Here is a 23,214-nt window from a genome sequence, read left to right on the forward strand (position 1 = left end):
GTTTTACATCTGTGTTCGATCGCATTCGCGCGCGGCTCGGGGGCCGTCCTGCGTGCGATATCGACGAGCGCCGGACCGCGCCGCTGATCGAACGCGCCCGACTCAGCCATGCCGCACCTCCGGCACACGCGGCGGCGGCAGCAATCCGTCCGCAATCACCGGGACAACCACCGGCTCGAAGTTATCGCTCGCCAGCGCCGACTGCACGCTCTTCGGCAGGGACTGCATCGACTTCGCGAACGTACCGGACTTGCCGGCGGCCTCCTGCAGGACACGCTGAACCTCGGGATGCGCATCGAATCGGTTGTTCACAAGCAAGGCGTAATACGCATACTGCTCGAGATCGCCTCGATCGGTCAGACGATATTTCAACCACGCAGACGCCACGATCCGGGCGACACGACGAAACTGCTGGTCTTCGCGCTCGTCGTATCGCTTGTCCAGTTTCCCTTGATACCGCTTCACCCATCTCACGACATCGACAATCGGCAGGCGTGCATCATCGAGCATCTGGCCGGGAAACTGGAATTCGACATGCCGGTCGGGGAAGAAGTGCACTTCGAAAATGCGGGAACCCACATTGTCCGGCGACCGGGACGGCGGCATCGACACCTTCGCCTCGGCACGGAACGTCTGCTTGTCCCCTTTGTGCCATTGGTCGACATCGTAGTAATTCCATTTGACGACAAACTCCGTGCCCTTCAGCTTGTAGCAACATTTGACACTACCGCCCCCCGCACCCGGCGGATCATCACCGCCGCCACTCGCCTTGTTCCCGTACGCGTCGGTAATGGTGAAGCCGCTCATGTTGTACGGCAGATAGTTGCGGCCAATAACCGAAATCCCGCTGTAGGTGGGCTCAGACTTCCCGCATGCCGTCACGGCCGTGAACAACAGGCAAGCCAACGCCGTCCTGCGTGCGATATCGACGCGCGCCAGACCGCGCCCTTGATCGAACGCACCCGACTCAGCCATGCCGCACCTCCGGCACACGCGGCGGCGGCAGCAATCCGTCCGCAATCACCGGGACAACCACCGGCTCGAAGTTATCGCTCGCCAGCGCCGACTGCACGCTCTTCGGCAGAGACTGCATCGACTTCGCGAACGTACCGGGCTTGCCGTCGGCCGCCTGCAGGACACGCTGAACCTCGGGATGCGCATCGAATCGGTTGTTCACAAGCAAGGCGTAGTACGCGTACTGCTCCAGATCATCGAGATCCGTGAGTCGGTATTTCAGCCATGCCGTTGCTACGACACGAACGATGCGTCGAAACTGCTGATCTTCGCGTTCGTCGTACCGCTTGTTCAACTGATCCTGATAGCGGCTGGACATCCAGCGCGACACATCGACCATCGGAATGCGCGATGCATCCGCCAGCGCACCGGGAAATTGCAGCTCGACGTGACGATCCGGGTAAAAATGCACTTCGAGAATTCGGTCACCGATCTTTTCCGGAACCTGGGCCGATGACATCACGGCCCTTGCCTCGGCATGAAGCGTTTCCTCGTTACCTTTGTGCCACTGGTCGACGTCGACATAGTTCCATTTGACCGTGAACTCGGTACCCTGGAGCTTGTAGCAACAAGTCACCCCGCCTCCGCCACCCGGCAAGCTATTCCCACCACCCGCCTTGTTTCCGTAAGCATCGGTGATCGTAAATCCATCCAGGTTGTAGGGCAGATAGTTGTGAGCGATCACCGAGATCCCGCCATACACCGGCTCCGACTTGCCGCACGCGCTCAAGCTCGAAGCCACCGCAAGCAGGCCCACCGCCACCCCGGACCTACGCCACGCCACTGCGCGCCTCCAGCAACGCGCGCTCGTGCGCATCGCGAATCGCATCCCAGGTCGCATCGTCGATCGACGCCAGCGCCGCATCGACGCTCGTTTCTCCGCGCGACGCGGCTTCGAGGCGCGACTTCACGGCCGGATGCTCGTCGAACCGCGGCGCAACCTGCACGCCGGTCACGACATAACAGAGCAGCCCGACCTCGTCGACGATCCCGTGTGCCGCCGCGCGATCGAGCTGCCCGACGACCTGGTCGTGAAGCTGCGCATCGGAGAGGTGATCGACCACCGCCGCCATCGTCTCCCGAAACTTCAGCACGAGCTTGTCCGGATACCCGAGCTCGATCAGCTGCGCGTGCTGCCGCTCGCCCAGGCCCGGCGCATCGCCTGCCGGCATCGCGCCTTCGAGCACCGGCGCATCGTTGCGCCACACGACTTCGTCGAGCCGCCGGTCGCGATACCGGATCTCGTCGAAGGGCGCAACGAACCGCGTTGCCTGCGCATCGCTCCACACCCGCCGCACGCGCTCGAACACGTGGTTGTCGAAGAAGAACAGGTAGTACGAGCGACCATTGGGCAACCCGTACTGCACGTACTGGCGCAGATGCGCATCGAGCGCGTCGAACGACCACGTCGACCACAGCCACGTCACCGCATGCAGGTCGACGGCCTCCAGCCACAGCTGGCGCAACAGCCGATGCTGCTCGGCATGCTCGTCGTCGAGCGCGTCTCGCTCGAACGCGATCAGGTACGGTGCGATATCCGTATAGGCATCGAGCCCCGTATCGGTCCAGAGCGACGCATAACGCAGGCGACGCACCGTCGCGAGCTGCACGTCCAGCTCCTGATAGCCGCGCGTATCGACGAGCGCATAAAGCCGCAACGCCCTGCCGTCGTCGTCCGCGCGCGCCAGCGGAGCCTTGAGCATCTCCAGAAACGCCGGCCACTCGCGCTCGCGCGGATTCGGCGCGGCGTCGATGGCTGCGTTTGCGTCAGTCCCGTCGTTCCGTTCGCCCACGTCGTCGACTTCGTCCATCAATCCGCCTCGACCATCGATTCGCGGCCGCTATGCGCATTCAGCACGCATTGCTTGCAGGTGCCGCCCGGCATCGCCGGCAACGGATACGGCATGCTCGTCGGGCCACTGAACGGGTGCTGGGCACCTTTGATGTCGATCTTCCCCGGCGCGTGAATCTCGATGTTTCCGCCCTTGATCCGCACGTACGCGCCACCCGAGGTCAGCAGGATTTCCTGCTTGGCGGCGACGTCCACGTTCTCGGTCGCCGATACGATCTTGACGATCTTCTGCGCGGTCAACTCGATATCGTCGGCGTGCGCCTGGATCTCGACCTTGCCCTTGCCCGCGAACAGCTTCATCCCCGCGTTCTGGGCAAACAGGCTGATGCGATCCCGGATACCGGCGATCAACGACTTCCCGCTGGTGATGAACGTGCTTTGACCGCTGACGATGTTGGCCTGCCGATCGCCCGATGCGTGCACCGACTGCTGCGACGCGAACGCGATGCCTGACGGACTCGAGAACAGCATCACCGGCTCCGTGAATGCATTCGCGTTGCCGGTCCCGCCGCCGGCTGTCCTGCCGCCGCCCGCCGTCTCACCCGGCACGCTGCTCTGCGTCGCATCGGTGAACTGCTTCAGTGCGTCGTGACCGGTGCCGAGGCTCTCCGCCTGATGCGCCTCGCTGACCTGCGACATCGATTCGATCAGCCCCTCGGCATTGACGAGTTGCTGTTGCGCTTCCTTCACATCGAGCGGCTGGCTGTTCGCCTGCTTCGGATGCGTCGTCACGTACAGGCCCTGCCCGGCACGCACGGCGCCGTATGCATCCGTGCGCAGGTCGAAACCCGAGCCGAGATACGCGCCGCGCGTGTTGCCGTTCTGTTCGATCAGATAACCGAGATGGAGCAGCGAATTCGCGCTGCTGCTGAACAGGCGCGCTCGGTTCTGCCCGGTCGCGTCATCGAGCACCATCTCGTTGTGACCGGATCCCGCGTACTCCTTCGACCGGAATCCCGACAGGATCCCGTCGCTATGCCACTGCGGCGCGGTCGCACCGTTGTAGACGCGATGCATCACGATCGGCCGGTCGCAGTCGCCACCGATATAGCCGATCAGTACTTCTTCGCCGACCCGCGGGACATGAACGCCGCCGTAACCGCCGCCGGTATCCGACTGCACGACGCGCATCCAGCACGAGGCGGTTTCGGTGCCCTGGTTCTGCCGGTCCCAGACGAACATGACCCTGATCCGGTTCAGTTCGTCCGTATACACCTCTTCGCCCTTCGGCCCGACGACGACGGCCGTCTCGAGCTGCATGACGGGCTTCCGGTGCTCGAACGGGCTGCGATACGGCACGGCCGCGCGTTGCGCTTCGACTTCGACGAGATAAAACCCTGCCGAGCCGTCGTCATGACCTGCCTCGAAGGCGGCAGCTTCACCGTGGCCGGCTTTCACCTGCGCCAGACGGCCCTGCAGGCTATGCGGGAAATTCGCTTCGTGGTCCGAGATCGGCAGGTTGTTCTCGATGAACCGCGAGACCTTCACGGCCGCGAATTCCCGGTCCTGAGCCGAATCGCGATCGTGCTCGGGGTGATCCGCCAGCGTGAAGCGCCGGCCCGCATCGATCCCGCGCACGCCACCCACGCCAAAAAAGCGCTTCGCGCACGACTCCCATTGCTCCAGGCGAATCTTCGACAGATGTTCGCCACGGTCCTGGCCCGCGTACGTATACGCGCCGGTGTATTCGTAGATCTCGGTCTGGCCCGGCAGGTCGCCCTGATCGGCCTTGGTCGGCAGCGTCGTGCCGTTTGCGCTGCCGGCAGAGGACGGCGACTTGTAATCGAACGTACGCGTGGTGTGCAGCGAACTCTGCAGGGTTCGCGACGCGGCCCATTGCGTGAAACCCGTGGTTTCGCTGCCCGTTCCCGAGCGGTCGAACCTGACGGTGTTCGGCGACAGTTCGTCGACCGCGTGCAGGTCGTCGGTAATCACCAGCGTGTGCGCGCTGCCGTCCCCGTCATGCCGCCAGAAGCCGAACAACCCTTCGTCTTCCATCAGGCGATGCACGAAGTTCCAGTCGGTTTCGCTCTGGCGACAGTAGGAACGCGACGGCAGCGGCTTCGACAGCGCGAACTGATAGCGCCCCTTGGCCTGTGGGTGCGTATCGAACACGTCGGCCAGGATCGTGTCGACACTCTGGTCCTGCCAGTACCGCATGTCGCTGCGGAACTTGAGAAAGTGCATCCACGACGCGAAGGTCAGTTGGTAACCCGACAGGCTGCCGTCGGCGCCGAGCCTGCGCGCCGCATGGATATACCCGTTGATCGGCAGGTACGACTTGTCCGCCTGCTGGATCCACAACGTGACCGGCTGCGCGATCAGCGTCTTGAGCTCGATGTCGCTCGCGGTCGACACGAGATCGAGTTCGGCGCTGAAGTCGCGCCCCAGTTCGGCATGAATCACGGCCCGGCGCGGCACCAGCGCATTGTTCGGCAGCGACGGGATGTCGATCTTCAGCAAGCGATCCTGCTGAATCAGGCCACCGCGAATCGCCTGTGCCAGTTCGGTCACGTTCATGCGTCAGTCCATGTTCTTGTCTGCCGCAGGCCCGCGGGCCTGCACTCTCAGGTAGCCAGCCCGACGCTTACGACTGCTCGTCCGGCCGCACGCCCAGCAGCTCGCGAATATGCGACAGCGAGCCGTCGTCCTTCACGACGCTCTCGAGCCACTTGTGCAGCGGCATGTCGGCCCATTCGGCCGCCTTGTCGGCAAGATACGCGACCGGGCTGTGCGGCTCGGTCTGGCGGAAATAACGCGCGACTGCACGCAGCTGGTCGACGGCCTGCGCGCGGTTCTGGATACCGGCGATCATCGGCGTCACCGGAGGACGCGGAGCGCTCTGCTGCTGCACGTGGGTCTCCTCGGTCTGGATCGAATTGCCGAAAACCGGCTCGATGCGCTCGGGCTGCGCCTGCGGCGCCGCTTGCGTGTGCGGTGCGCTACCCGTATAGCCCTGCTCGCGCGCAAAGCGCTCGGCGAGCCGGTACACGGTCTCGAACGCGTCGCGCGCCTGCCGGAAGCTCGGCGCCGAATCGCCCGCGCGCTCGACGAGCCGCTCCTCGAACGCATCGAGCGCGAATTCGAACGCTTTCAGATTCGCCAGCAGCGCCGTGTAGAACGCGATCGGTGTCATGCGCCGCGACGAGTCGATCTGGTCGAGCGACGGCTTGCCGCGCGCGATGTCGTCCGCGTGATCGGGGTCGCGCTTGATCGCCTGTGCGACGTGCTGCGCCACTTCCCAGTCGAGCGTGCTGAACGCGTTCGACGCACCGTCCGTCATCGGCACCGCGCGCAACAGCTCGGCCGTACGGCCGGACAGCCACGCGACGTTGCCGAGCCGGTATTCGGTGTCCTCGCCTTCGGGCAGCGGGTGCACGGTGTCCCAGAACTCGCGGCACAGGCCCTCGAGCAGCGCATAACCTTCGGCGAGGCCGGTAATACCGTCCTCGAGCGCGAGCGCCTCGGTCAGCCACACGCCGAGCCGCAGGTCCTTCGTGCGCGTGCGCAGCAATTCGCCCGCATGGTCGACGACGAAGCCCCAGTCGGCCTCCTTGATCTCGGTCACCCATTCGCCCTGGTCGAGCGTCGGATCGTCGTAGCGCCGCGCGTCCTGGATCGCGTCGAATTCGTTCGAAAACAGCAGGTCGTCGCCGCTGGGCGACGCGTCGCTGATCGGTGTCAGCAGCTCGGGGAGATTGATCGGCATGGTTCGGTCAGTTCATCAATGCTGGGTGATGCGCGGCCGCGCTCATTCGACGGTATACGCAAATTCGCCCGCCTCGTCCGCACGCACCGCGATGCGCGCGATGGCTTCGCCGTCGGCGATCCGGCCGAGCACGTGGCCCGCGATCTCCGGCAGCAGCGTGCCGTTCAGGATGTGGTCGACGTTGCGGGCGCCCGAGTCGACCTCGGTGCAGCGCGCGAGCACCGCCTCGACGAGCGACTCGTCCCATTCGAACGCGGCCTTGTGGTTCGCCTCGATCCGGCGGCGGATCCGTTCGAGCTTCAACTCGATGATCTCGACGAGCACGTCGTCGGAAATCGGATAGTAGGGCACGACCTTCATGCGCCCGAGAAACGCGGGCTTGAACGTCTTGTACAGCTGCGGGCGCAGCGTCTCGGCGAGCGCGTCCGGATCGGGCAGCTCCTCGGCCGGCTTGTTCAGGCAGGCCTGCATCACCGCGGCCGACCCGACGTTCGACGTCAGGATGATCAGCGTGTTGCGGAAGTCGATCTCGCGCCCTTCCGCGTCGTCCATCGCGCCCTTGTCGAACACCTGGAAGAACATCTCGAGCACGTCGGGGTGCGCCTTCTCGACCTCGTCGAGCAGCACGACCGAATACGGATTGCGGCGCACGGCCTCGGTCAGCACACCGCCTTCACCATAGCCGACGTATCCCGGCGGCGAGCCCTTCAGGCCCGACACGCTGTGCGCTTCCTGGTACTCGCTCATGTTGATCGTGACCATCTTGCGCTCGCCGCCGTACAGGATGTCGGCCAGCGCGAGCGCCGTCTCGGTCTTGCCGACGCCCGACGGCCCGACGAACATGAACACGCCGCGCGGCTTGTTCGGATCCTCGAGGTTCGCGGTCGCGGTGCGCACGCGCTGCGCGATCGCGTCGAGCGCATGGTCCTGGCCGATCACGCGCGCGGTAAGCAGCGGCTGGAGGTTCAGGACGGTGTCGATTTCATCCTTCACCATCCGGCCGAGCGGAATGCCCGTCCACGCGGCGACGATCTCGGCGACGACGTGACCGTCGACCTGCAGCGGCACCATCGGCTCGCCGCCCTGCAGCGCATGCAGTGCGGCCACGCGTTCGCCGAGCTTGTCGCGAGTGGCTTGCACGTCGACCGGCTGGCCGTCTTCCGACGGGCCGCGCGCCTTGTCGAGCGCGTCGCGCAATTCGGTGATCTCGGCGACGATCGCGCGCTCGGCTTCGTAGCGCTCCTCGTCCTTCGCCAGTTGTTCGAGCGCCGTGTCGCGCGCACCGCGCAGCTCGCCGAGTCGCTCGTCGTGCGGTGCGCCGCCCGCCGCCTCGCGCTCCAGCGACGCGATTTCCGCATCGATCCGCTCGATCCGCTTCTTCGTGTCGTCGATCGCCGCCGGCGTCGCGCTGTGCGCGAGCGCGACTTTCGCGCACGCGGTGTCCAGCACGCTGATCGCCTTGTCGGGCAGCTGGCGGCCGCTGATGTAGCGGTGCGACAGGCGCACGGCCTCGGTGATCGCACCGTCGAGGATCCGTACGTTGAAGTGCTTCTCCATCAGGCCCGACATCCCGCGCAGCATCGCGGCCGCAAGCGGCTCGCTCGGCTCCTCGACCTTCACGACCTGGAAGCGCCGCGCGAGCGCCGCATCCTTCTCGAAGTATTTCTTGTATTCGCTCCACGTCGTCGCAGCGATCGTGCGCAGCTCGCCGCGCGCCAGCGCCGGCTTCAGCAGGTTCGCCGCGTCGTTCTGGCCGGCCTGGCCGCCCGCGCCGATGATCGTGTGCGCTTCGTCGATGAACAGGATGATCGGATGCGCGCTCTTCTTCACTTCGTCGATCACGCTTTTCAGGCGGTTCTCGAACTCGCCCTTCACGCTCGCGCCGGCCTGCAGCAACCCCATGTCGAGCACGTGCAGCGCGACACCGCGCAGCGGCGGCGGGACGTCGTCGGCCGCGATCCGCAGCGCGAGCCCTTCGACGACCGCGGTTTTGCCGACACCGGCCTCGCCGGTCATGATCGGGTTGTTCTGGCGGCGGCGCATCAGGATGTCGATCGCCTGGCGGATCTCCGCTTCGCGGCCGATCACCGGATCGATCTTGCCGTCGCGCGCGCGCTGCGTGAGGTTGGTCGTGTACGTGTCGAGCGCGGGCGTCTTCGACGGGCCGTCCACCGGCGCCGCACCGTCGGCGGCCGGCACCGCGCCACCGTCTTCCGTCTCACCCTGGCGCGGCTCGGCCTCGCTCGATCCGGCCACGACTTCGTCGAACTTGTGCTTCAGGTCCGTCACGTTCATTTCCGCGAACTGCGACGACATCCGCTGCGCGAACTGCGCGAGATCCGGCGCGGTCAGCAGCGCGAGCAACAGGTGCCCCGAACGAATGCGGCCGAGCTGCGAATCGAGCGATGCGATCAGCCACGCCTGCTCGAACAACGCGATCAGATGCACGGAAAACACCGGCGTACGCGTGTTGCCGGTCTTCAGGCGCGTCAGCTCGCGCTCGAGATCGGCACGCAGTGCATGCGGATCGACACGGCTCGCGCGCAGCGCGAGCGGCAGATCGCCGGCCGGCTCCTCGAGCAACGCGAGGAACAGGTGCTCCAGATCGACCTCGTAATGGCCGCGCGCCAGGCACGCGCTTGCCGCACGCTCGGTCGCGTGCCGGCACAGCGGGTTCAGTTTCGTGATCAGGGTCTTCAGAGGCGTGCTCATGGCGTCGATCTCAGGTTCGATTGCGTGTTGTTGTCGTTCGGAATCAGTGAATCACGTGCAGTTCGTAGCGTGCGTCGGAGCGGTCCTCGATCGCGTCGCGCGTGCAGAGGAACGCATCCCAGCCGAGCCGCGAGCCCGCGCCGAGCACACTCGCGCCGACCTCGGTGCGCTTCAGCACGAGCTTCACCTCGTACTCGAGCGTGACACCGGCGAGCAGCGTCAGCATCCGCTCGAGCGCGATGGCCTGCGCGCCACCGGGCAGAAATGCCTCGTAGTCGCGCTTGGACAGCGGGCCGACGATGATCCGTGCGCGCATGTCGCGCTGCCAGACGCGTTCGCCGACGAGCGCCGTCGCGCCGAGCACCGCGTTGACTTCGCCAAGCACGCTCAACTGGTCGGGCGGCACGTCGTACCACTTGCCGACGAACTGGTCGATCTTCACCGGCACGCGGAAGTAATCGGACAGCGCGCGCTGGAGGTACGCGGCCGACATCGGCCGGTGCCGCGCGGCCAGCGCGTAACCGGCGACGGCCTCGTCGAGCACGCCGCCCGAGCCGGCCGCGAGGCTGTCGCGCACCTCGTCGCTCGGCACGCCCGCGATCGCGAGCAAGAGCGGCAGATAGCGCTCGTCGCGGTCGAGCTCGTAATGGAACGGCAGCCGGTATTTCTTCCACGCCGCGTAGAACAGCGCGGTCGCACGGTTCGAGAACACGTCGAAGAACGCGCGCGCCGCGTGATCGCGCCGCAGGTGCTCGCGCGCGACGATCTGCTCGGTGTAATGCAGCGGCAGCGCGCCCTGCCCGCCGAGCAGCCCGAAGAACGCGGGGGTCAGCTCGACGTGGCCGAGCTCGCCGGCTGCGAGCGCGGCGCCGCGCTGCTCGCCCGAATCGAGCAGCGTGCCGTCGTCGTCGAACGAACGCACGCCTTCGATCTCGCTCGGCGGAAAGCCGAGCGACAGCGTGTTGCGGAATTCGATGCGCTGCGCGACCACGTCGCCCTGCCGCCACGCGCCGGGCGCATCCGACGCCTGCCGCGCGAACAGCCCTTCGAGCACGCGCACCGCCTGGAAGAACTCGAAGCGGTGGGGCTCGTCGAGCAGCGCATCGACTACGCCAGGATCGATTCGCCGGTTCGGGGCTTGCATCGGATGATCTCCTCGCCGGTGCGCTTCGACACGACGACTAGTTGAACAAAGCTGTTGAGGTGGACGTAGAGCCCGAAGAAGCTGTCGAGCACGCGCACGAACGACGCGAGGCTCGCGCCCACGAAGTGCTCCTCGTCGATCGTCAGCCGGATCTCGATGCCGCGCACGAAGGTCGCGAACGGCTTGCCGGGCAGCCACTGCACGGCGCCGCGCTGCTCGATGCCGGCGAGGCCGTCGATCTGGCGCATCGATACGGCCGTGCGCCGCAGGTCGTACAGCGTCAGCATTTCCTTCAGCGGCGCGAGACCGTGCGCGACCAGCGACACGTGATTGAGCGCGAGATGCGACACGAGCCGCCAGTGCGCGGCGCGGCCGCGCTCGAAGCGCACGCTCTGCGTCGGGCGGCGCAGCAGCGAGATGCCGCTCGTCTGCGCACCGCCTTCCTGGAACAGGTCGCCGCCCTCGAGGCCGAACGCGAGCATCGCCGGCAGGTCGCGGTTCGTGCAGGTGAGGTCGAGGCTCAGCGTGTCGGTTTGCGGCGACGTCGGCTCGAAGTCGATGTCGACGATCGAGATCTCGGTTTCGTAGCCGGGGCTCTTCTGCGCAACCCAGTCGTTGCGGCGCGCGAACCAGTAGTGGCCGATCCGGGCCGATTCGCCGTGATGCAGCGAGTAGAACGGCCGGAACTCGATCACCGACTCTTCATGCGCCTGCTGCCGGACGAGCTTCACCGAATCGATCGAATACACCTCGTACGCGAACGCGCGCCGCGCCTCGGCGATCACCGGGTACGACACCGCGCGATGCGTGATGCGGATCGGCTCGCCGTGCTGGCGGAACAGGTTGACGATCGGCGTGCAGAACAGCCGGAAATGGCTCGGCGTCAGCAGTTCGAGCAGCCGCGCGACGTGCGAATCGCTGCGCACATCCTGCAGCACGAGATGCAGCGTCGCGCGCTGGCAGCGGCCCGACGCGCGCGCGATCGCCGCGAGATCGAAATCGACGAAATCGAACTTGTCGGGGAACGCGAAGTATTCGGTGAGCAGGCGGTACGCGGGATGCGATTTCGCCGGATAGTCGATCAGCGCGTCGTCTTCGCCGAAGCCGGCCTGTGCGATCGGCAGCTTGCGCAGCGCGGTCCAGCGGCCGTTGCGTTCGGGCTCGACGTACGCGCCGAGCACGTTGACGAACAGGCAGTCGGTGAGCGCGGCGACGAACGACTGCTCGCCGTGCAGGTGCGCGCGCAGCGTCGACACCTTCAGCGCGCCGAGATCGAGCTGCGCGGCGAGCGATTCGAACGTGATCGAGATCACGCCCGTCGCGTTGGACGGCAGCACCGTCGCGCTCGGCGCGAGCGCGACCGGCGTGTATCGGGCTTCCGAAATGCGGATCGGCGCGAGCGTCACGTCGTAGGCGGTGCGGAACCGGCACTGCACGCCGCGGATCGGGCGGCTCTTCAGCTCGGTGCCGCGATCGATCACGACCGGTTCGGTCTGCTGGCCGGGCGAAGCCGGCGTGAACTGCGCGATCGAGCACGACGGGAACGGCCGCAGGTAGTGCGGATACAGCACTTCCAGCAGCGCTTCGGTGAATTCGGGGTAGTCGTCGTCGAGTTTCTTGTTGATGCGCGCGCCGAGCAGCGCGAACGACTCGATCATCCGTTCGACGTGCGGATCCTCGCAATGCTCGCCCGATAGCGCGAGCCGCGCCGCGATCTTCGGATAGCGTTCGGCGAAATCTCGCGAATAGCGCCGCAAAAACGATAATTCGCGCTCGTAATACGGCAGCAATTCTTCCATCGACGACCCCGAACCTCAATATTTCCTGCCGGACCCTGAACCATCACCGGGCGGTCCGGCCCGCTCGGCGGCTTGATTTACTGCATTCTCGCGGCGCGTGCGCGCGTGACCGAATACTGCAGCGTCGACGGTTGCAGCATCGCATCGAAACTCACCGGCTCCTCGGCCGGGTGCACGACGAGCAGCGCCTGGATCGCGAAGTAGAGCGCGTTGGTGGCCTGCTCGTTCAGCTCGAACGTCACCTGCACCTGCTGCAGGCGCGGCTCATGGCGCGCGATGGCCTGCTGGATCGACTTGCAGATGAACGCGCGGTCGTAGTGGCTCGCGAGGCTCAGCCCCGCGAAATCGTTCAGCCCGTAGGTCAGCACCGACTTCTGGCATTCGGGCAACGCCGCCAGTTCGCTCTCGGTGTGCGCGATACGTGTGTTGAGGATCGCCTCGACGTCGCGGGCGACCGTGTTCTTGAGCTCGTCCAGCGACAATTGCCGCATCGCTGCCGAGGCCGGCAGGTGCGGTTCGTCGTCGAACAGCTTGTCGAGAAAACTGGGTTCGAATCGTTTCATCAGCCGGCATGCACAGCGAAAACGGCAACGGGACGCCGTGCGCCCCGTTGCCGCAACCGACCTTAGACCGCGTAGGTCTTGTCGTTCTTCGTCAGGCTCCAGGCGCCTTGCGTGTTGCCGCCCTGGTTGCCGCCGATCTTCTGCTGGGTCTGCTTCCACTGCACGGCTGCGTACTTCAGCGAGAACGTCTCGATCGGCAGGCCTTCCTCGCGGACGCTCGGTGCGATGCTCGAGATGATCACGTACTTCAGCTTGACTTCCAGATACTGCACGCGCTTGCCTTCACCGTCAGCGCGCGAGAAATGGATCGTCACTTCGTCGAACGTCGTACCGCCCGACGCGTGCTGGTACAGCAGCGGGCTCGCGGAGTCGATTTCCTTCGAGAACACCATGTCGCCGTGTTCGCAACGCGTTTGCGTCAGGCCGCCGGCCGACGACGCCGTTGCCGAACGCGGCTGCAGGATCGAGTGATCCCACGACTTCAGTTCAAGCCAGCCCTGATGGTCCTTGTCAGCCGACTCGCCTTTGACTGCCGGGCTACCAAATTGCAAGTGAATGTGTAACATGGCCCTTCTACTCCCCAAAGAGGTGGTTTTAACGTCCTACCCAGGCGGCCCGCCCGGGCGATTTTGCTCGCTTATGAATTTGCCGATTTGGGCAGATCAGCGACAAGTCGCAGAGAAATCGAGAGTTCGTCGAGCTGAAAGTGCGGGCGCAGGAACGCGACCGAACGATACGAGCCCGGCTTCCCCGGAATCTCCGACACTTGTATGGAAGCCTCGCGCAGCGGGAATTGCGCCTTCTGCTCCTGCGACGCGTTGTCGTCGAGCAGGACGTACTGCGAAATCCACCGGTTGAGGAATGTTTCCACGTTCTGCGCCGAGGCAAAGCTGCCGATCTTGTCGCGCATCATCGCCTTCAGGTAGTGCGCAACGCGCGATACCGAGAAGATGTACTGAAGCTGCGCGGACAGAACGGCGTTCGCGTTGGCGCTGTCGGTGCTGTATTTCTTCGCTTTTTGCACCGACTGCGCGGCGAAAAACGCGGCGTAATCGGAATTCTTGCAATGGACGAGCGGGATGAAGCCGAGGTCGCTCAGCTCCTTCTCGCGGCGATCGGTGATCGCGATCTCGGTCGGGCACTTCAGCGCGACTTCGCCGTCGTCGGTCTTGAACGTGTGGGTCGGCAGATCCTCGACGAGGCCGCCGCCTTCGACGCCGCGGATCGCCGCGCACCAGCCGAAGTCGTCGAACGCGGCCGTCAGGCGGGCCGCGAAGGCCCACGACGCGTTGCACCACAGGTACTTGTCGTGCTCGGTGCCGTCGACGTCCTCGACGAAGTTGAAGCGTTCAGCGGTCTGGCCGTCCTTCGGATTGAACGGCAGGCGGCCGAGGAAGCGCGGCAGCGTCAGGCCGACGTAGCGCGAATCTTCCGAATCGCGGAACGACTTCCACTTCGCGTATTCAACCGTGTCGAACACCTTCGCGAGATCGCGCGGCTTGCCGAGGTCGGAGAACGACTCGAGGCCCAGCAGTTCCGGCGACGCCGACGCGATGAACGGCGCATGGGCGGCCGCCGCGACGCGCGACATCTGCTCGATGAAATACAGGTCTTCCGGCTGGCGCGAGATTTCGTAATCGCCGACCAGCGCGCCGAACGGCGAGCCGCCGAACGTGCCGAATTCTTCTTCGTAGACCTTCTTGAACAGCGCGCTCTGGTCGAACTCGCTCGCGCCCTTGAAGTCGCGCACGAGGTCGCGCTTCGGTGCGTGCAGCGCCTTGATCTTGATCGTCTGGCCCGTGTTGCTTTCCTTGACCAGGTAGTCCATCCCGCGCCATGTGCTCTCGAGGCGCTGGAATTCCGGCGCGTGCATCACGGCGGAAAGCTGCGTGGAGATCAGGCGGTCGAGCTCCGCGACGCGCGCGTCGATCGTGGCCGACAGGTTGTCCGACACGATCACCGTGCCGTCGAGCACCTGGTGCACGAGTTCACCGATCAGGTCCTTCGCGCGTGCGTGCTCGGAATCGGATTTCGCGACCTTGCTCTTCTCGACGATGTCGTCGAGCAGCGAAGTCCCGGCGGCATATTCCGCACCGCTCGCTTGGGCCGCAGCCGTTTGCTGGTTCATCTCAACACTCCGTCGTCATTCGCCGTCTTTGTCGCCGCCGGTGCCCTTCGCGAGCTCCTGCAGTTGCTGCGTGTTCTTCAGCACCTCGGACAGCAGATCCTCGAGCTTGTCGTTGCCGGCAAGCTTGTTGCGCAGGTCGGCGAGCTTCGAGCGCGCCTCGAGCAGGCGGCGCAGCGGCTCGACCTGTTCGACGACTTCGTCCGGGCTGAAATCCGACAGCGAGCGGAACTTCAGGTCGACCGCGAACTTGCCGCCGTCCTCGCTCAGGCGGTTTTCCACCTGGAACGCGGCGCGCGGCTCGATCGCCTTCATCACGTCGTCGAAATTGTCGCGGTCGATGTTGACGAACTTGCGGTCGCGCAGCTTCGGCTGTTCGATTTCGGACTGGCCCGCCAGATCGCCGACAACCCCGACGACGAACGGCAGTTCCTTCACCTCGATCGCATCGCCCTTCTCGACCTCGTAGGTCAGCTGGACGCGCGGCGGCCGTATTTTCTGCAAGCTTTTCTGAATGCTTTCTTTCTTGGCCATCTCGACGGCTCCCAGGTTAGTTGTGGTTATCGCGTCAGTTGCGCTCAGTTGCGCTCAATTGCGCAGTGCGCCGAACGGATCGGCGCTGCCCTTTTGCGGCGTGGCGGGCGGCGTCGGCGTGGTGGCCGCTGCCGCTTCGGCGGCCGGTGCGGCGACACCCTTCGGACGATGGACGACGCGGCGCGGCGGGCGCGTCTTCACGGCCTTCGTTTCCGGCGGGAACAGCGCCGATTCGCCCAGCGTGTCGCGCAGCTGCTTCGCCAGCGCCTGCGCATCGGACTTCGCGTCGCCCGCGAGCGACGAATCCTGGCGCAGCTCGCCCAGCGACTGCGTCGCGATCCGCAGGCCGGCGACGGCCAGCACGCTCTTCGCCTGACGGTCGGTCGCGTCGCGCTGCAGCGCTTCCTGGGCGGCGACGATCGCCTGGCCATAGTGGTTCTGCGCGAACTGGATCTGCGCGATGCGCGACCACGGCTCCTCGCGCGTCGGATCCGACTTCGCGAGCTGCTGGTACAGGCCGAGTGCCTTGTCCTGATCCCCTGCCTTCGCAACGGCGTCTGCATCGGCCAGCGACTTGTTGAACACTTCGGCAGTCGGCGGCGCGGGAGGCTGGCTCGCGCAACCGGCGATCACGCCGCAAGCCACTACTACCCCAGACAGTTTTGCGAAGAGACGGTCTTTCATCGTTATATCCACCGGCGCGTGAGTTTTAAATCGTTGAGAATCTGGTTCTTTTGCTTTGCAAGAAGCGCGCGGGTATAGTACCGATCAATTTTTCATAATTCAATCGTCGTGTGAAGAGTAATTCCTTTTAAAACCGGGCGCTACCCCCTCGAATGACCTATCGCCGCGGGCTCGCAGCGGTTTTTCTTTCGATCGGAATGCGCAAGTTTTACTGGTTGCACGACGCACCGCCCGGGTAGCGGAAAAAATTTCCGGACGCCTGCCGAGACGCAGCGCGCTTAATAGTTGAACAGTGCAATGCCGGGGATTCGCAGCGAACGCGGAAATACCCGGCAGTTTTGACAGGGATAAAGGCGGCACGCCGGAAAAACGATGAGATCGTCCATGATTCGCTACGCGCTGCCGCTGGTTGCGTGCGCCCTTCTGGCCGGATGCGCGGCCGCTCCGCTGCTCGGCTCGGCCGCGAGCGCCGTGATGTCCGCGGCCGGCATCGGCAAGCCCGAGTTGCCCGACGCGCAGAAGCCGCCGCGCAATATCGGGCTCACGCTGGCCGCCGCGCCGAACCTGAATGCCGCGACCGACAACAAGCCGCTCGCGCTCGTCGTCCGGCTTTACGCGCTGAAGGACCCGACGTCGTTCCAGCAGGCCCCGTTCGACGCCTTTACCGATCCGACCAAGGAAAAGACCGCACTCGGCGCCGACCTGTTGAACGTACGTGAAATCACGCTGATTCCGGGCCAGCGCTATACGGCGACCGAGAAGGTTTCGCGCGAGGCTCAGGCGTTCGGCATCGTCGCGCTGTTCCGCGATCCCGCACTCCAACGATGGAAACTGACGTTTGATCCGGCGAAGTCGGAGAAATCCGGCATAATCATCGGCCTGCATAATTGCGCGATGACGGTCACCGATGGCACTGTCATTGCACCGCAGCAGGGTGCGCCTTCACAACCGCTGAATATGCTTTCTTCGGTGTCCTGCGGTTAAAGATGTCGCACGAATGTCAATTAACAAGAGTTAACAATTGGCGATTTAATTCGGGCACGAACAAATCGATTACATCGCAACGCCACATTAACCGGATTTGACATGAGTTATTCGGCCAAGGTGCTGTGGGGGGAAGGGCTGTTCCTCCGGCCCCAACACTTTCAGCGGCAGGACGCGTACCACGAAGCGCGCCTGTTCGAGTCCATCCAGGCGATCCAGCCTTACAACTGGGGCGTGCGCTCGGTGCGCATCGACCGCGACGCGCTCGGCAGCAACGTGCTGCGCGTGGCGGAACTTGCGCTCGTGTTCCCGGACGGCGCGCTGTATGCCGCGCCGCAGGCCGACGACCTGCCGCCGCCGATCGCGCTGGACACGCTGCCCGACGGCATCAACGAATTCGTGTTCTATCTCGCGCTGCACCCGCTGCGCGAGAACGGCACCAATTACAGCGGCGATCCGGCCGCCGGCTTCATGACGCGTTTCGTCAGCGAGCAGACGAGCGTCGCCGACAATTTCACCGACGCCGCCGAGGCCGACATCACGTTCCTGAAGACGCAGGTCAAGCTGATCGCGCACAGCGAACCGCGCGACCAGCTGCTGTCGGTGCCGCTCGTACGCGTGCGCCGCACCGCGACGTCCGGCTTCGAGATCGACGACAGCTTCGTGCCGCCGTGCCTCGCGATCGAGGCGTCGCCGATCCTGCACCAGCGGCTGCGCCAGCTCGTCGACGCGCTGCAGGCGAAGGTGAACGCGCTGTACGGTTTCCACCGCGAGCCGTCGAAGAACATCATCGAGTTCCGCTCGGGCGACATCGCGTCGTTCTGGCTGCTGCATACCGCGAACGCCGCGTTCGCGACGCTCGCGCACCTGCACCAGCACGCGGCGCTGCATCCGGAGCGGCTGTACCAGGAATTGCTGCGCCTCGCGGGCCAGCTGATGACGTTCTCGAAGGGCTATACGCTCGCCGATCTGCCCGTGTACCGCCACGACGATCCGGGACCGAGTTTTGCGCGTCTCGACCTGATGCTGCGCGAGCTGCTCGACACCGTGATCTCGACGCGCTACTTCGCGATCACGCTCGACGAGGTGCGGCCATCGTTCCACCTCGGCCGCCTCGATTCCGGCAAGATCGACGACAAGACCGAGTTCTACCTGGCCGTGTCCGCGGACATGCCGAGCGTCGAGCTCGTCGATGCCGTGCCGGCCCGCTTCAAGGTCGGCGCGCCCGACGACGTCGACAAGCTCGTGCTGTCGGCGATGCCCGGCGTGCGGCTGTCGTACACGCCGCAGGTGCCGCCCGCGATTCCGGTGCGGCCCGGCGCGTGCTACTTCGCGCTCGATTCACGCAGCCCGCTGTACGAGCGCATGCTGCAGGCCCAGTCCGCGATGATCTATGCGCCGACTGGCATCAATGACCTGAAATTCGAACTGATCGCGGTCACATCATGAGCTACGCGCCTTCCCTGTTCGGCGACAACGCGCCGGCACCCATGCATACCCCGGCGTCGACGGACTCCGCGTTCCAGGCGCGTTCGCTGCTCGACTTGCTGTACGACGGCTTCTTCATGCTGTTCCTGCTCAAGAACGGGCGGGAACCGGACAGCGCCGGCGAATTCGGCACGCGGATCCAGGAATTCCTGTCGGATTTCGAGCGCGGCGCGAAGAAGCTGAATATCGCCGCCGAGGATGTGTACGGCGCGAAATTCGCCTTCTGCGCGGCGATCGACGAAATGGTGCTGTCGTCGCAGTTCAAGATTCGCGCGGACTGGGAACGCCGGCCGCTGCAACTCGTGCTGTTCGGCGAGCAGCTCGCGGGCGAGAAGTTCTATCAGTATCTCGAGGAGTGCCGCGCGCAGGGTGCGGCGCGGCTGCAGTCGCTCGAGGTGTTTCATATGTGCCTGCTGCTCGGGTTTCAGGGCAAGTATCTGCTCGAGGGGCCGGAGAAGCTCGCTTATCTGACGGCGCGACTGGGCGACGAAATCGCCCATATGAAGGGCAAGCGCGCGCCGTTCGCGCCGAATTGGCCGCTGCCGGACCAGATCGCGCACCGGTTGAAGCGCGAGGTGCCGGTCTGGGCGATCGGGGCCGTGTTCGCGCTGGTTGCGCTGCTCGGGTTTCTCGGGCTCAACACGTATCTGAAGGACAAGACGCTGCAGGCGTTGGCGCCTTATTCGCAGGTGATCAAGGTCGGGCCGGAGTCGGCTAATTTGACGATTTCGTTGCCGTAAGAAGCGCGGGGCGTTCCAACGCCGCTTCATGAAAAAAGGACCGCAATGCGGTCCTTTTTTATTTGCACGCGTTTCGATGCATCACTCAATCCAGACATCTTCATAACCCGCATCGTCGACGATGAAACGCGCACCGGCCGGCAACCGCAGATAGGGCAGAACCGACGGCAGGTATGCCGACAGATGCGCGGCATGCAACGGTTGATAAAAATCGACGGCGTCGGAGTATTCGCCGCAATGGAAGAACCAGCCGACGTTCTCGCCCTCGGACAGCGAGATGCGGGTGCCGTAGACAGGCATGCGCCCGAGCGTCGACATCGCGACGGCAACCATGTCTTCAGGCTCGACGGCAGGCAGGCCATATCGCGCGCAAATGGCTTCCTGTTGCGCGCGCAGCGTCGCGGGATCGCCTGCCATGTTCATTTCCCTCCCTGTCGTGCGGCGAGTCAGCCAGTCTGCCAGCATACGTGGATCACGTCGAATTGCGGTCGCGCAGTTCGGTGACGAGCGATTTGGGATTCGCGTCGTGCATCGGGCCTCCCGGTTGAACGCGCCGTGCCGCCGGCGAGCGGCCTGCGTGCCGTCAGAACAGAATGAACGCGTCGTTTTCGATGTAGAACACGAACGCATCGAACAACTGAGCCATGCTCGGCTCGTCGATCTGGTCGTGCGCGTTGATCACGATGTCCTCGATCGTCGCGCTGTCGAGCGTGATCTGCCAGCCGGATTGGCGGGCGATGGCAGGCGCGGCGACCTCTTCGTCGTCTCCGGTGTCTTCGGAGAAAGCGCCCGCCGTATCGAGCGTCCAAGGCCTCGGCGGCAGGTAGAGCCATCCGGAGAAATCGCCCGGGCGTTCGAGAATATGTTGCAGCGACACTTCGGTCGCGGAGTCGATCGACATGGGTATTGCAGTGGTATCGGAGATGATTGCGTTGCTTCGGCCGCGAGATTCTCGCGGCAGGCCGTGATTATGCCAATTTCAAGCGAGCGCGATTGGCCGGCTTCCGTTGCAGATCGGGTTGCGTGCTGCACATCGATCGAAACGCCGCCAGATCGAACATCCGGCGAGAGCGGATCGGGAAGGGAGACGACGGTGATGCTTGCTGCGAGATCAAGACGATCCGCATGGCGCCGGCCGGACCGAACGAGCGGTCATGTGCACATGCTTCGGCACATGACCTGTACATGATCCGCCGAACCGGTCAGGCAACCCGGCTCTGATATTCGCCAAAGCACTTGTCGCAAACAGCAACGAGCCCATCGAAGACAGCCGCATGCTGTTCCTCGAAATCCGGTCCAAACGGTACATCACCAGGCTCCGGCAGACCGAACTGTTTCGCGACCTCCGTCGAAACAAAGTACGAAATGTCGGCGAGTCCGTCTCCCAGCCAGTCGATGTCATAACGGAGAATCTTCAAGCGCCTCGCGTCTGTTTTCATGTCGGCGGCGATATCGCTCGAAACGTGCATCACTCCGGTTGCGCCATGCGATTTACACAATATCCTGCCCATGACTCATCCTATTGACGTTTCCCATTCGCGATTATCCACTTAATGGTTTCGCGTGTTGTGGTGGGCACATTCTGCGCACCGCCCGCTCGCAGAATGTCTCCGACGTGCGTCACACAACTTCGGTTGTTTTTGTCGTACACACCGTCGGGATGCCCCAAACGCCTGGCCTGCTCCTGGTACGCAGCGGTAGCATCCGGCAAATCGACGTGAATCGTGTTCTGAACCGTAGATGCGGGCGCCATATGCTGCCCGGTAATAATCGCATTGTGCTCGTCGTCGACAATCACCTGGTGCGTTCGCATGGTACGCCCGGCCACTCAGACCGGTTGACCGAAATAGACAATCTCGAACATGTCGACCCATCGGTGAAATGGCTCCGGCAACACGTTCAGCAAATCGCTTTTCCCGGCAATTTTTGCATCGCACGCGAACACGACTTCATTGACTTTGGGATCGGCGTAAACGGTCAGCACGACGAGGTGCCCACCGCTCCCCGCGAACGCTGCGCGCCGGCAATGCCCCGGGTCTTCGACGTCGTCGAAGAATTCGACACCCGATGCAGCCAAGTCTGTCTCCCGGCATTCGAAGTATCCCCAGTCCGCGATCCTGACCGGACAATCCCGAAAAGCCGCTTCGAGGGATGGGTAGTGAGTCGTCATATATCTCAATGAAGTGCGCTCGCAATGCCGGATCGCGACCGTCAGGTCCAGGCGAGGCTTGTATGAGCCAATGTCCTGCAGCCCCCGTCCGCATACTTGTCGCGCTATCCAACCCCAAAGAGCGAATCGATGACGTTCTTGGCCCATGTCTTGATGTCACCCCAAGTGATTTTCTTTTGCCTCGCAATTTTTCTCATAAAAATGATCGACCATGCGATGGCAAGACCCGCGGCGACAAATATACTTAAAAATGAAAATTTACTCACCAGGATTAAAGAGTCCCAATTTCTCCGTGGTGTACGAGTGCGACATGAAAGGCGACTACCACCTCCGCATAATCCAGCCCACCGGATGCGTCGCTGCGTGAACAACCTTGCGGTACATAGCGATCGGCCGCACTGCATGACGGCGTTTCGAACCCTTCCACCGGTGCACTCACGTACTGCACCATCGGCACGAACGAGCCCACTTCGTACAGGCAGCCTTGCCCCGCGCTCTCATACGCCAGCGTATCGCCATCCCACCCGAACACCACCCGCTCAGAGTTCACACATGTCGGATTCGACAGCCAAACGCATCATGGAACTCCCCCAATTGGTGCTGCCACGGCGTCTCCTCAGCATGTTCCGAACTCGAAATGCATCTCCCCATGAACCTCGGCCGGTGGAGAATCACCTTCGGCACGTCGACCCGTGACGTCCTACTTAGTCGTGACGCAGGTACCATCCGTGACTTTGCGCTTACCCACTGCGCAGCACCCACCACCTGATGCAATCAATTAACTTCACTCTTCAAAACCGGCCATGGCATATCCATCCGCCCCTATCTTAAAGCATTCATCATAAAACCAAATCAAGTAAATACCTTTTTCACCAGCCCCGCGATCACCAATCAATTGATCGAAGTTACTTTTCGAAACCTCCCCAAACCTATTTTCCATCACATCATAATCAATGCACTCAAACGCCTCGACACCCTTGAATACCACCGAAAATTTAAAATCCTTCTTCCGCCCCCACCATCTTCCACACGCATAGATTTACTGAATCGCGCATTAAAGATCATGCTTTTACTTGACGCACTGTAAACAAGCTCATCAAGCCAAAAAGCTGTACGAGAACACACAATTCCAACCGGAGTATTTATAGCCACCGCCTTCAATTCGGACATATCGTCTTCCCTGCATTGACAGACTAACGGCCGCCGCTGCGTTTCTCACCGATCAGGGGAGAAACGAGTAACCGCGCGTTGGTCGATTTCAGGGCATTGTGCCCAGAAACAACAACGGCCGCGTGAGCGGCCGTTATCTTAGCTTATGGTGACGACTCGAAATACCAAGTCAAGAACTCGTTAAAAGTTGCCCAGCGCGCCGGAACTTTCCCTTTTATAAAATCATCCAGAACCGCAATATCAAGATCGTAGACAGCGCCATCGTCTTTGTTATACAGGTACATCCCCTCGCTTTCATCGGACGTTAAAGCCAGATACTGCTTCGGAACACCATAACGGCCTTCAATATAATCCGTTTGATCCGGAATTGCGGGAATAGCCGGACCCTCGATATCAAGCAACTCAGCAACAGGTCGCGGGCTTATAAAGCTCCCCTGATACTTGAGGTAAAACTGTCCAAAATCAGTATCCGAAGCAACCCCCAGATTCTGAAGTGCACTCATGGCCGTTTTCGGGTCACCTCTAG

22 protein-coding genes are annotated in these 23,214 nt (G+C 63.4%); 3 read left to right on the plus strand and 19 right to left on the minus strand.

Going from position 1 to position 23,214, the window contains the following annotated elements; all coding sequences use genetic code 11:
* Positions 1–102: 102 nt before the first annotated feature.
* The 13 genes from U5809_RS21210 to U5809_RS21270 all read right to left on the minus strand — a co-directional run bounded on the left by U5809_RS21210 (position 103) and on the right by U5809_RS21270 (position 16,136).
* Positions 103–975 (minus strand): hypothetical protein, encoded by an 873-nt coding sequence (locus tag U5809_RS21210; protein ID WP_322088024.1) that lies wholly within the window; start codon positions 973–975, stop codon positions 103–105.
* A complete protein-coding gene (locus tag U5809_RS21215) occupies positions 968–1,798 on the minus strand; it encodes a DUF3304 domain-containing protein (protein ID WP_322088025.1) in 831 nt (276 codons plus the stop codon). The genes U5809_RS21210 and U5809_RS21215 overlap by 8 nt, the downstream gene beginning before the upstream one ends.
* Positions 1,785–2,825, minus strand: a complete 1,041-nt coding sequence (locus tag U5809_RS21220; protein WP_322088026.1) for a DUF4123 domain-containing protein — start codon at positions 2,823–2,825, stop codon at positions 1,785–1,787. Before U5809_RS21220 ends, U5809_RS21215 begins: the two co-directional genes overlap by 14 nt.
* Positions 2,825–5,386: a type VI secretion system Vgr family protein gene (locus tag U5809_RS21225; protein ID WP_322088027.1), complete on the minus strand. Its 2,562-nt coding sequence runs from the start codon at positions 5,384–5,386 to the stop codon at positions 2,825–2,827. The genes U5809_RS21220 and U5809_RS21225 overlap by 1 nt, the downstream gene beginning before the upstream one ends.
* 67 nt (positions 5,387–5,453) lie before the next feature.
* Positions 5,454–6,575 carry a type VI secretion system protein TssA gene (gene tssA / locus U5809_RS21230; RefSeq protein WP_322088028.1) on the minus strand — a complete coding sequence of 374 codons (1,122 nt, stop codon included), beginning with the start codon at positions 6,573–6,575 and terminating at the stop codon, positions 5,454–5,456.
* A 42-nt stretch (positions 6,576–6,617) separates the two neighbouring features.
* Positions 6,618–9,287 (minus strand): type VI secretion system ATPase TssH, encoded by a 2,670-nt coding sequence (tssH, locus tag U5809_RS21235; RefSeq protein WP_322088029.1) that lies wholly within the window; start codon positions 9,285–9,287, stop codon positions 6,618–6,620.
* A gap of 43 nt (positions 9,288–9,330) precedes the next feature.
* Positions 9,331–10,431, minus strand: a complete 1,101-nt coding sequence (gene tssG / locus U5809_RS21240) for a type VI secretion system baseplate subunit TssG (protein ID WP_282506522.1) — start codon at positions 10,429–10,431, stop codon at positions 9,331–9,333.
* Complete coding sequence (gene tssF, locus U5809_RS21245; protein ID WP_282506520.1) at positions 10,395–12,230, minus strand: type VI secretion system baseplate subunit TssF; 1,836 nt, start codon at positions 12,228–12,230, stop codon at positions 10,395–10,397. The genes tssG and tssF overlap by 37 nt, the downstream gene beginning before the upstream one ends.
* A 77-nt stretch (positions 12,231–12,307) precedes the next feature.
* Entirely contained in the window at positions 12,308–12,793 is a 486-nt protein-coding gene (gene tssE / locus U5809_RS21250) for a type VI secretion system baseplate subunit TssE (protein ID WP_034187524.1), read from the minus strand.
* A gap of 62 nt (positions 12,794–12,855) precedes the next feature.
* Positions 12,856–13,359: an Hcp family type VI secretion system effector gene (locus U5809_RS21255; protein WP_048251029.1), complete on the minus strand. Its 504-nt coding sequence runs from the start codon at positions 13,357–13,359 to the stop codon at positions 12,856–12,858.
* A 71-nt stretch (positions 13,360–13,430) separates the two neighbouring features.
* Positions 13,431–14,921: a type VI secretion system contractile sheath large subunit gene (tssC, locus tag U5809_RS21260; RefSeq protein WP_176051199.1), complete on the minus strand. Its 1,491-nt coding sequence runs from the start codon at positions 14,919–14,921 to the stop codon at positions 13,431–13,433.
* 15 nt (positions 14,922–14,936) lie between these two features.
* Entirely contained in the window at positions 14,937–15,452 is a 516-nt protein-coding gene (gene tssB, locus U5809_RS21265) for a type VI secretion system contractile sheath small subunit (RefSeq protein WP_282506518.1), read from the minus strand.
* Between the two features lie 54 nt (positions 15,453–15,506).
* Positions 15,507–16,136 carry a tetratricopeptide repeat protein gene (locus U5809_RS21270; protein ID WP_176051200.1) on the minus strand — a complete coding sequence of 210 codons (630 nt, stop codon included), beginning with the start codon at positions 16,134–16,136 and terminating at the stop codon, positions 15,507–15,509.
* 384 nt (positions 16,137–16,520) lie between these two features.
* On the opposite strand from U5809_RS21270, the gene tssJ reads away from it, so the two are divergent.
* The 3 genes from tssJ (at position 16,521) to icmH (ending at position 19,348) form a co-directional block, all read left to right on the plus strand.
* A complete protein-coding gene (gene tssJ / locus U5809_RS21275) occupies positions 16,521–17,120 on the plus strand; it encodes a type VI secretion system lipoprotein TssJ (RefSeq protein ID WP_322088086.1) in 600 nt (199 codons plus the stop codon).
* A gap of 102 nt (positions 17,121–17,222) precedes the next feature.
* On the plus strand, positions 17,223–18,569 hold the full coding sequence (gene tssK, locus U5809_RS21280; RefSeq protein WP_322088030.1) for a type VI secretion system baseplate subunit TssK: 1,347 nt from the start codon (positions 17,223–17,225) through the stop codon (positions 18,567–18,569).
* Entirely contained in the window at positions 18,566–19,348 is a 783-nt protein-coding gene (gene icmH / locus U5809_RS21285; RefSeq protein ID WP_282506514.1) for a type IVB secretion system protein IcmH/DotU, read from the plus strand. Before tssK ends, icmH begins: the two co-directional genes overlap by 4 nt.
* Positions 19,349–19,429: 81 nt before the next feature.
* Here icmH and U5809_RS21290 read toward each other — a convergent pair whose 3' ends face one another.
* The 6 genes from U5809_RS21290 to U5809_RS21315 form a co-directional block, all read right to left on the minus strand.
* A complete protein-coding gene (locus U5809_RS21290) occupies positions 19,430–19,765 on the minus strand; it encodes a hypothetical protein (protein WP_322088031.1) in 336 nt (111 codons plus the stop codon).
* Positions 19,766–19,931: 166 nt separating this feature from the next.
* On the minus strand, positions 19,932–20,249 hold the full coding sequence (locus U5809_RS21295; RefSeq protein ID WP_322088032.1) for a hypothetical protein: 318 nt from the start codon (positions 20,247–20,249) through the stop codon (positions 19,932–19,934).
* Between the two features lie 301 nt (positions 20,250–20,550).
* Entirely contained in the window at positions 20,551–20,859 is a 309-nt protein-coding gene (locus U5809_RS21300; RefSeq protein WP_322088033.1) for a hypothetical protein, read from the minus strand.
* A gap of 317 nt (positions 20,860–21,176) precedes the next feature.
* Positions 21,177–21,518, minus strand: a complete 342-nt coding sequence (locus U5809_RS21305) for a hypothetical protein (protein ID WP_322088034.1) — start codon at positions 21,516–21,518, stop codon at positions 21,177–21,179.
* A 784-nt stretch (positions 21,519–22,302) separates the two neighbouring features.
* The gene (locus U5809_RS21310) at positions 22,303–22,506 is read right to left on the minus strand and encodes a hypothetical protein (RefSeq protein WP_322088035.1); all 204 of its coding nucleotides are present in this window, start codon (positions 22,504–22,506) and stop codon (positions 22,303–22,305) included.
* 325 nt (positions 22,507–22,831) lie between these two features.
* Positions 22,832–23,191 carry an SMI1/KNR4 family protein gene (locus tag U5809_RS21315; protein ID WP_322088036.1) on the minus strand — a complete coding sequence of 120 codons (360 nt, stop codon included), beginning with the start codon at positions 23,189–23,191 and terminating at the stop codon, positions 22,832–22,834.
* Positions 23,192–23,214: the final 23 nt, after the last annotated feature.

The sequence above is a fragment of the Burkholderia sp. BCC1999 genome (assembly GCF_905339975.1).
GTDB lineage: Bacteria > Pseudomonadota > Gammaproteobacteria > Burkholderiales > Burkholderiaceae > Burkholderia.

Coding starts and splice junctions, on each gene's coding strand:
- tssC (WP_176051199.1), bottom strand. CDS start 14,921: ATGAACCAGCAAACGGCTGCGGCCCAAGCGAGCGGTGCGGAATATGCC.
- tssG (WP_282506522.1), bottom strand. CDS start 10,431: ATGCAAGCCCCGAACCGGCGAATCGATCCTGGCGTAGTCGATGCGCTG.
- U5809_RS21255 (WP_048251029.1), bottom strand. CDS start 13,359: ATGTTACACATTCACTTGCAATTTGGTAGCCCGGCAGTCAAAGGCGAG.
- tssF (WP_282506520.1), bottom strand. CDS start 12,230: ATGGAAGAATTGCTGCCGTATTACGAGCGCGAATTATCGTTTTTGCGG.
- tssJ (WP_322088086.1), top strand. CDS start 16,521: ATGATTCGCTACGCGCTGCCGCTGGTTGCGTGCGCCCTTCTGGCCGGA.
- U5809_RS21300 (WP_322088033.1), bottom strand. CDS start 20,859: ATGGGCAGGATATTGTGTAAATCGCATGGCGCAACCGGAGTGATGCAC.
- U5809_RS21290 (WP_322088031.1), bottom strand. CDS start 19,765: ATGGCAGGCGATCCCGCGACGCTGCGCGCGCAACAGGAAGCCATTTGC.
- U5809_RS21305 (WP_322088034.1), bottom strand. CDS start 21,518: ATGACGACTCACTACCCATCCCTCGAAGCGGCTTTTCGGGATTGTCCG.
- U5809_RS21225 (WP_322088027.1), bottom strand. CDS start 5,386: ATGAACGTGACCGAACTGGCACAGGCGATTCGCGGTGGCCTGATTCAG.
- U5809_RS21315 (WP_322088036.1), bottom strand. CDS start 23,191: ATGAGTGCACTTCAGAATCTGGGGGTTGCTTCGGATACTGATTTTGGA.
- tssK (WP_322088030.1), top strand. CDS start 17,223: ATGAGTTATTCGGCCAAGGTGCTGTGGGGGGAAGGGCTGTTCCTCCGG.
- U5809_RS21220 (WP_322088026.1), bottom strand. CDS start 2,825: ATGGACGAAGTCGACGACGTGGGCGAACGGAACGACGGGACTGACGCA.
- U5809_RS21295 (WP_322088032.1), bottom strand. CDS start 20,249: ATGTCGATCGACTCCGCGACCGAAGTGTCGCTGCAACATATTCTCGAA.
- U5809_RS21270 (WP_176051200.1), bottom strand. CDS start 16,136: ATGAAAGACCGTCTCTTCGCAAAACTGTCTGGGGTAGTAGTGGCTTGC.
- tssH (WP_322088029.1), bottom strand. CDS start 9,287: ATGAGCACGCCTCTGAAGACCCTGATCACGAAACTGAACCCGCTGTGC.
- icmH (WP_282506514.1), top strand. CDS start 18,566: ATGAGCTACGCGCCTTCCCTGTTCGGCGACAACGCGCCGGCACCCATG.
- tssA (WP_322088028.1), bottom strand. CDS start 6,575: ATGCCGATCAATCTCCCCGAGCTGCTGACACCGATCAGCGACGCGTCG.
- tssB (WP_282506518.1), bottom strand. CDS start 15,452: ATGGCCAAGAAAGAAAGCATTCAGAAAAGCTTGCAGAAAATACGGCCG.
- tssE (WP_034187524.1), bottom strand. CDS start 12,793: ATGAAACGATTCGAACCCAGTTTTCTCGACAAGCTGTTCGACGACGAA.
- U5809_RS21210 (WP_322088024.1), bottom strand. CDS start 975: ATGGCTGAGTCGGGTGCGTTCGATCAAGGGCGCGGTCTGGCGCGCGTC.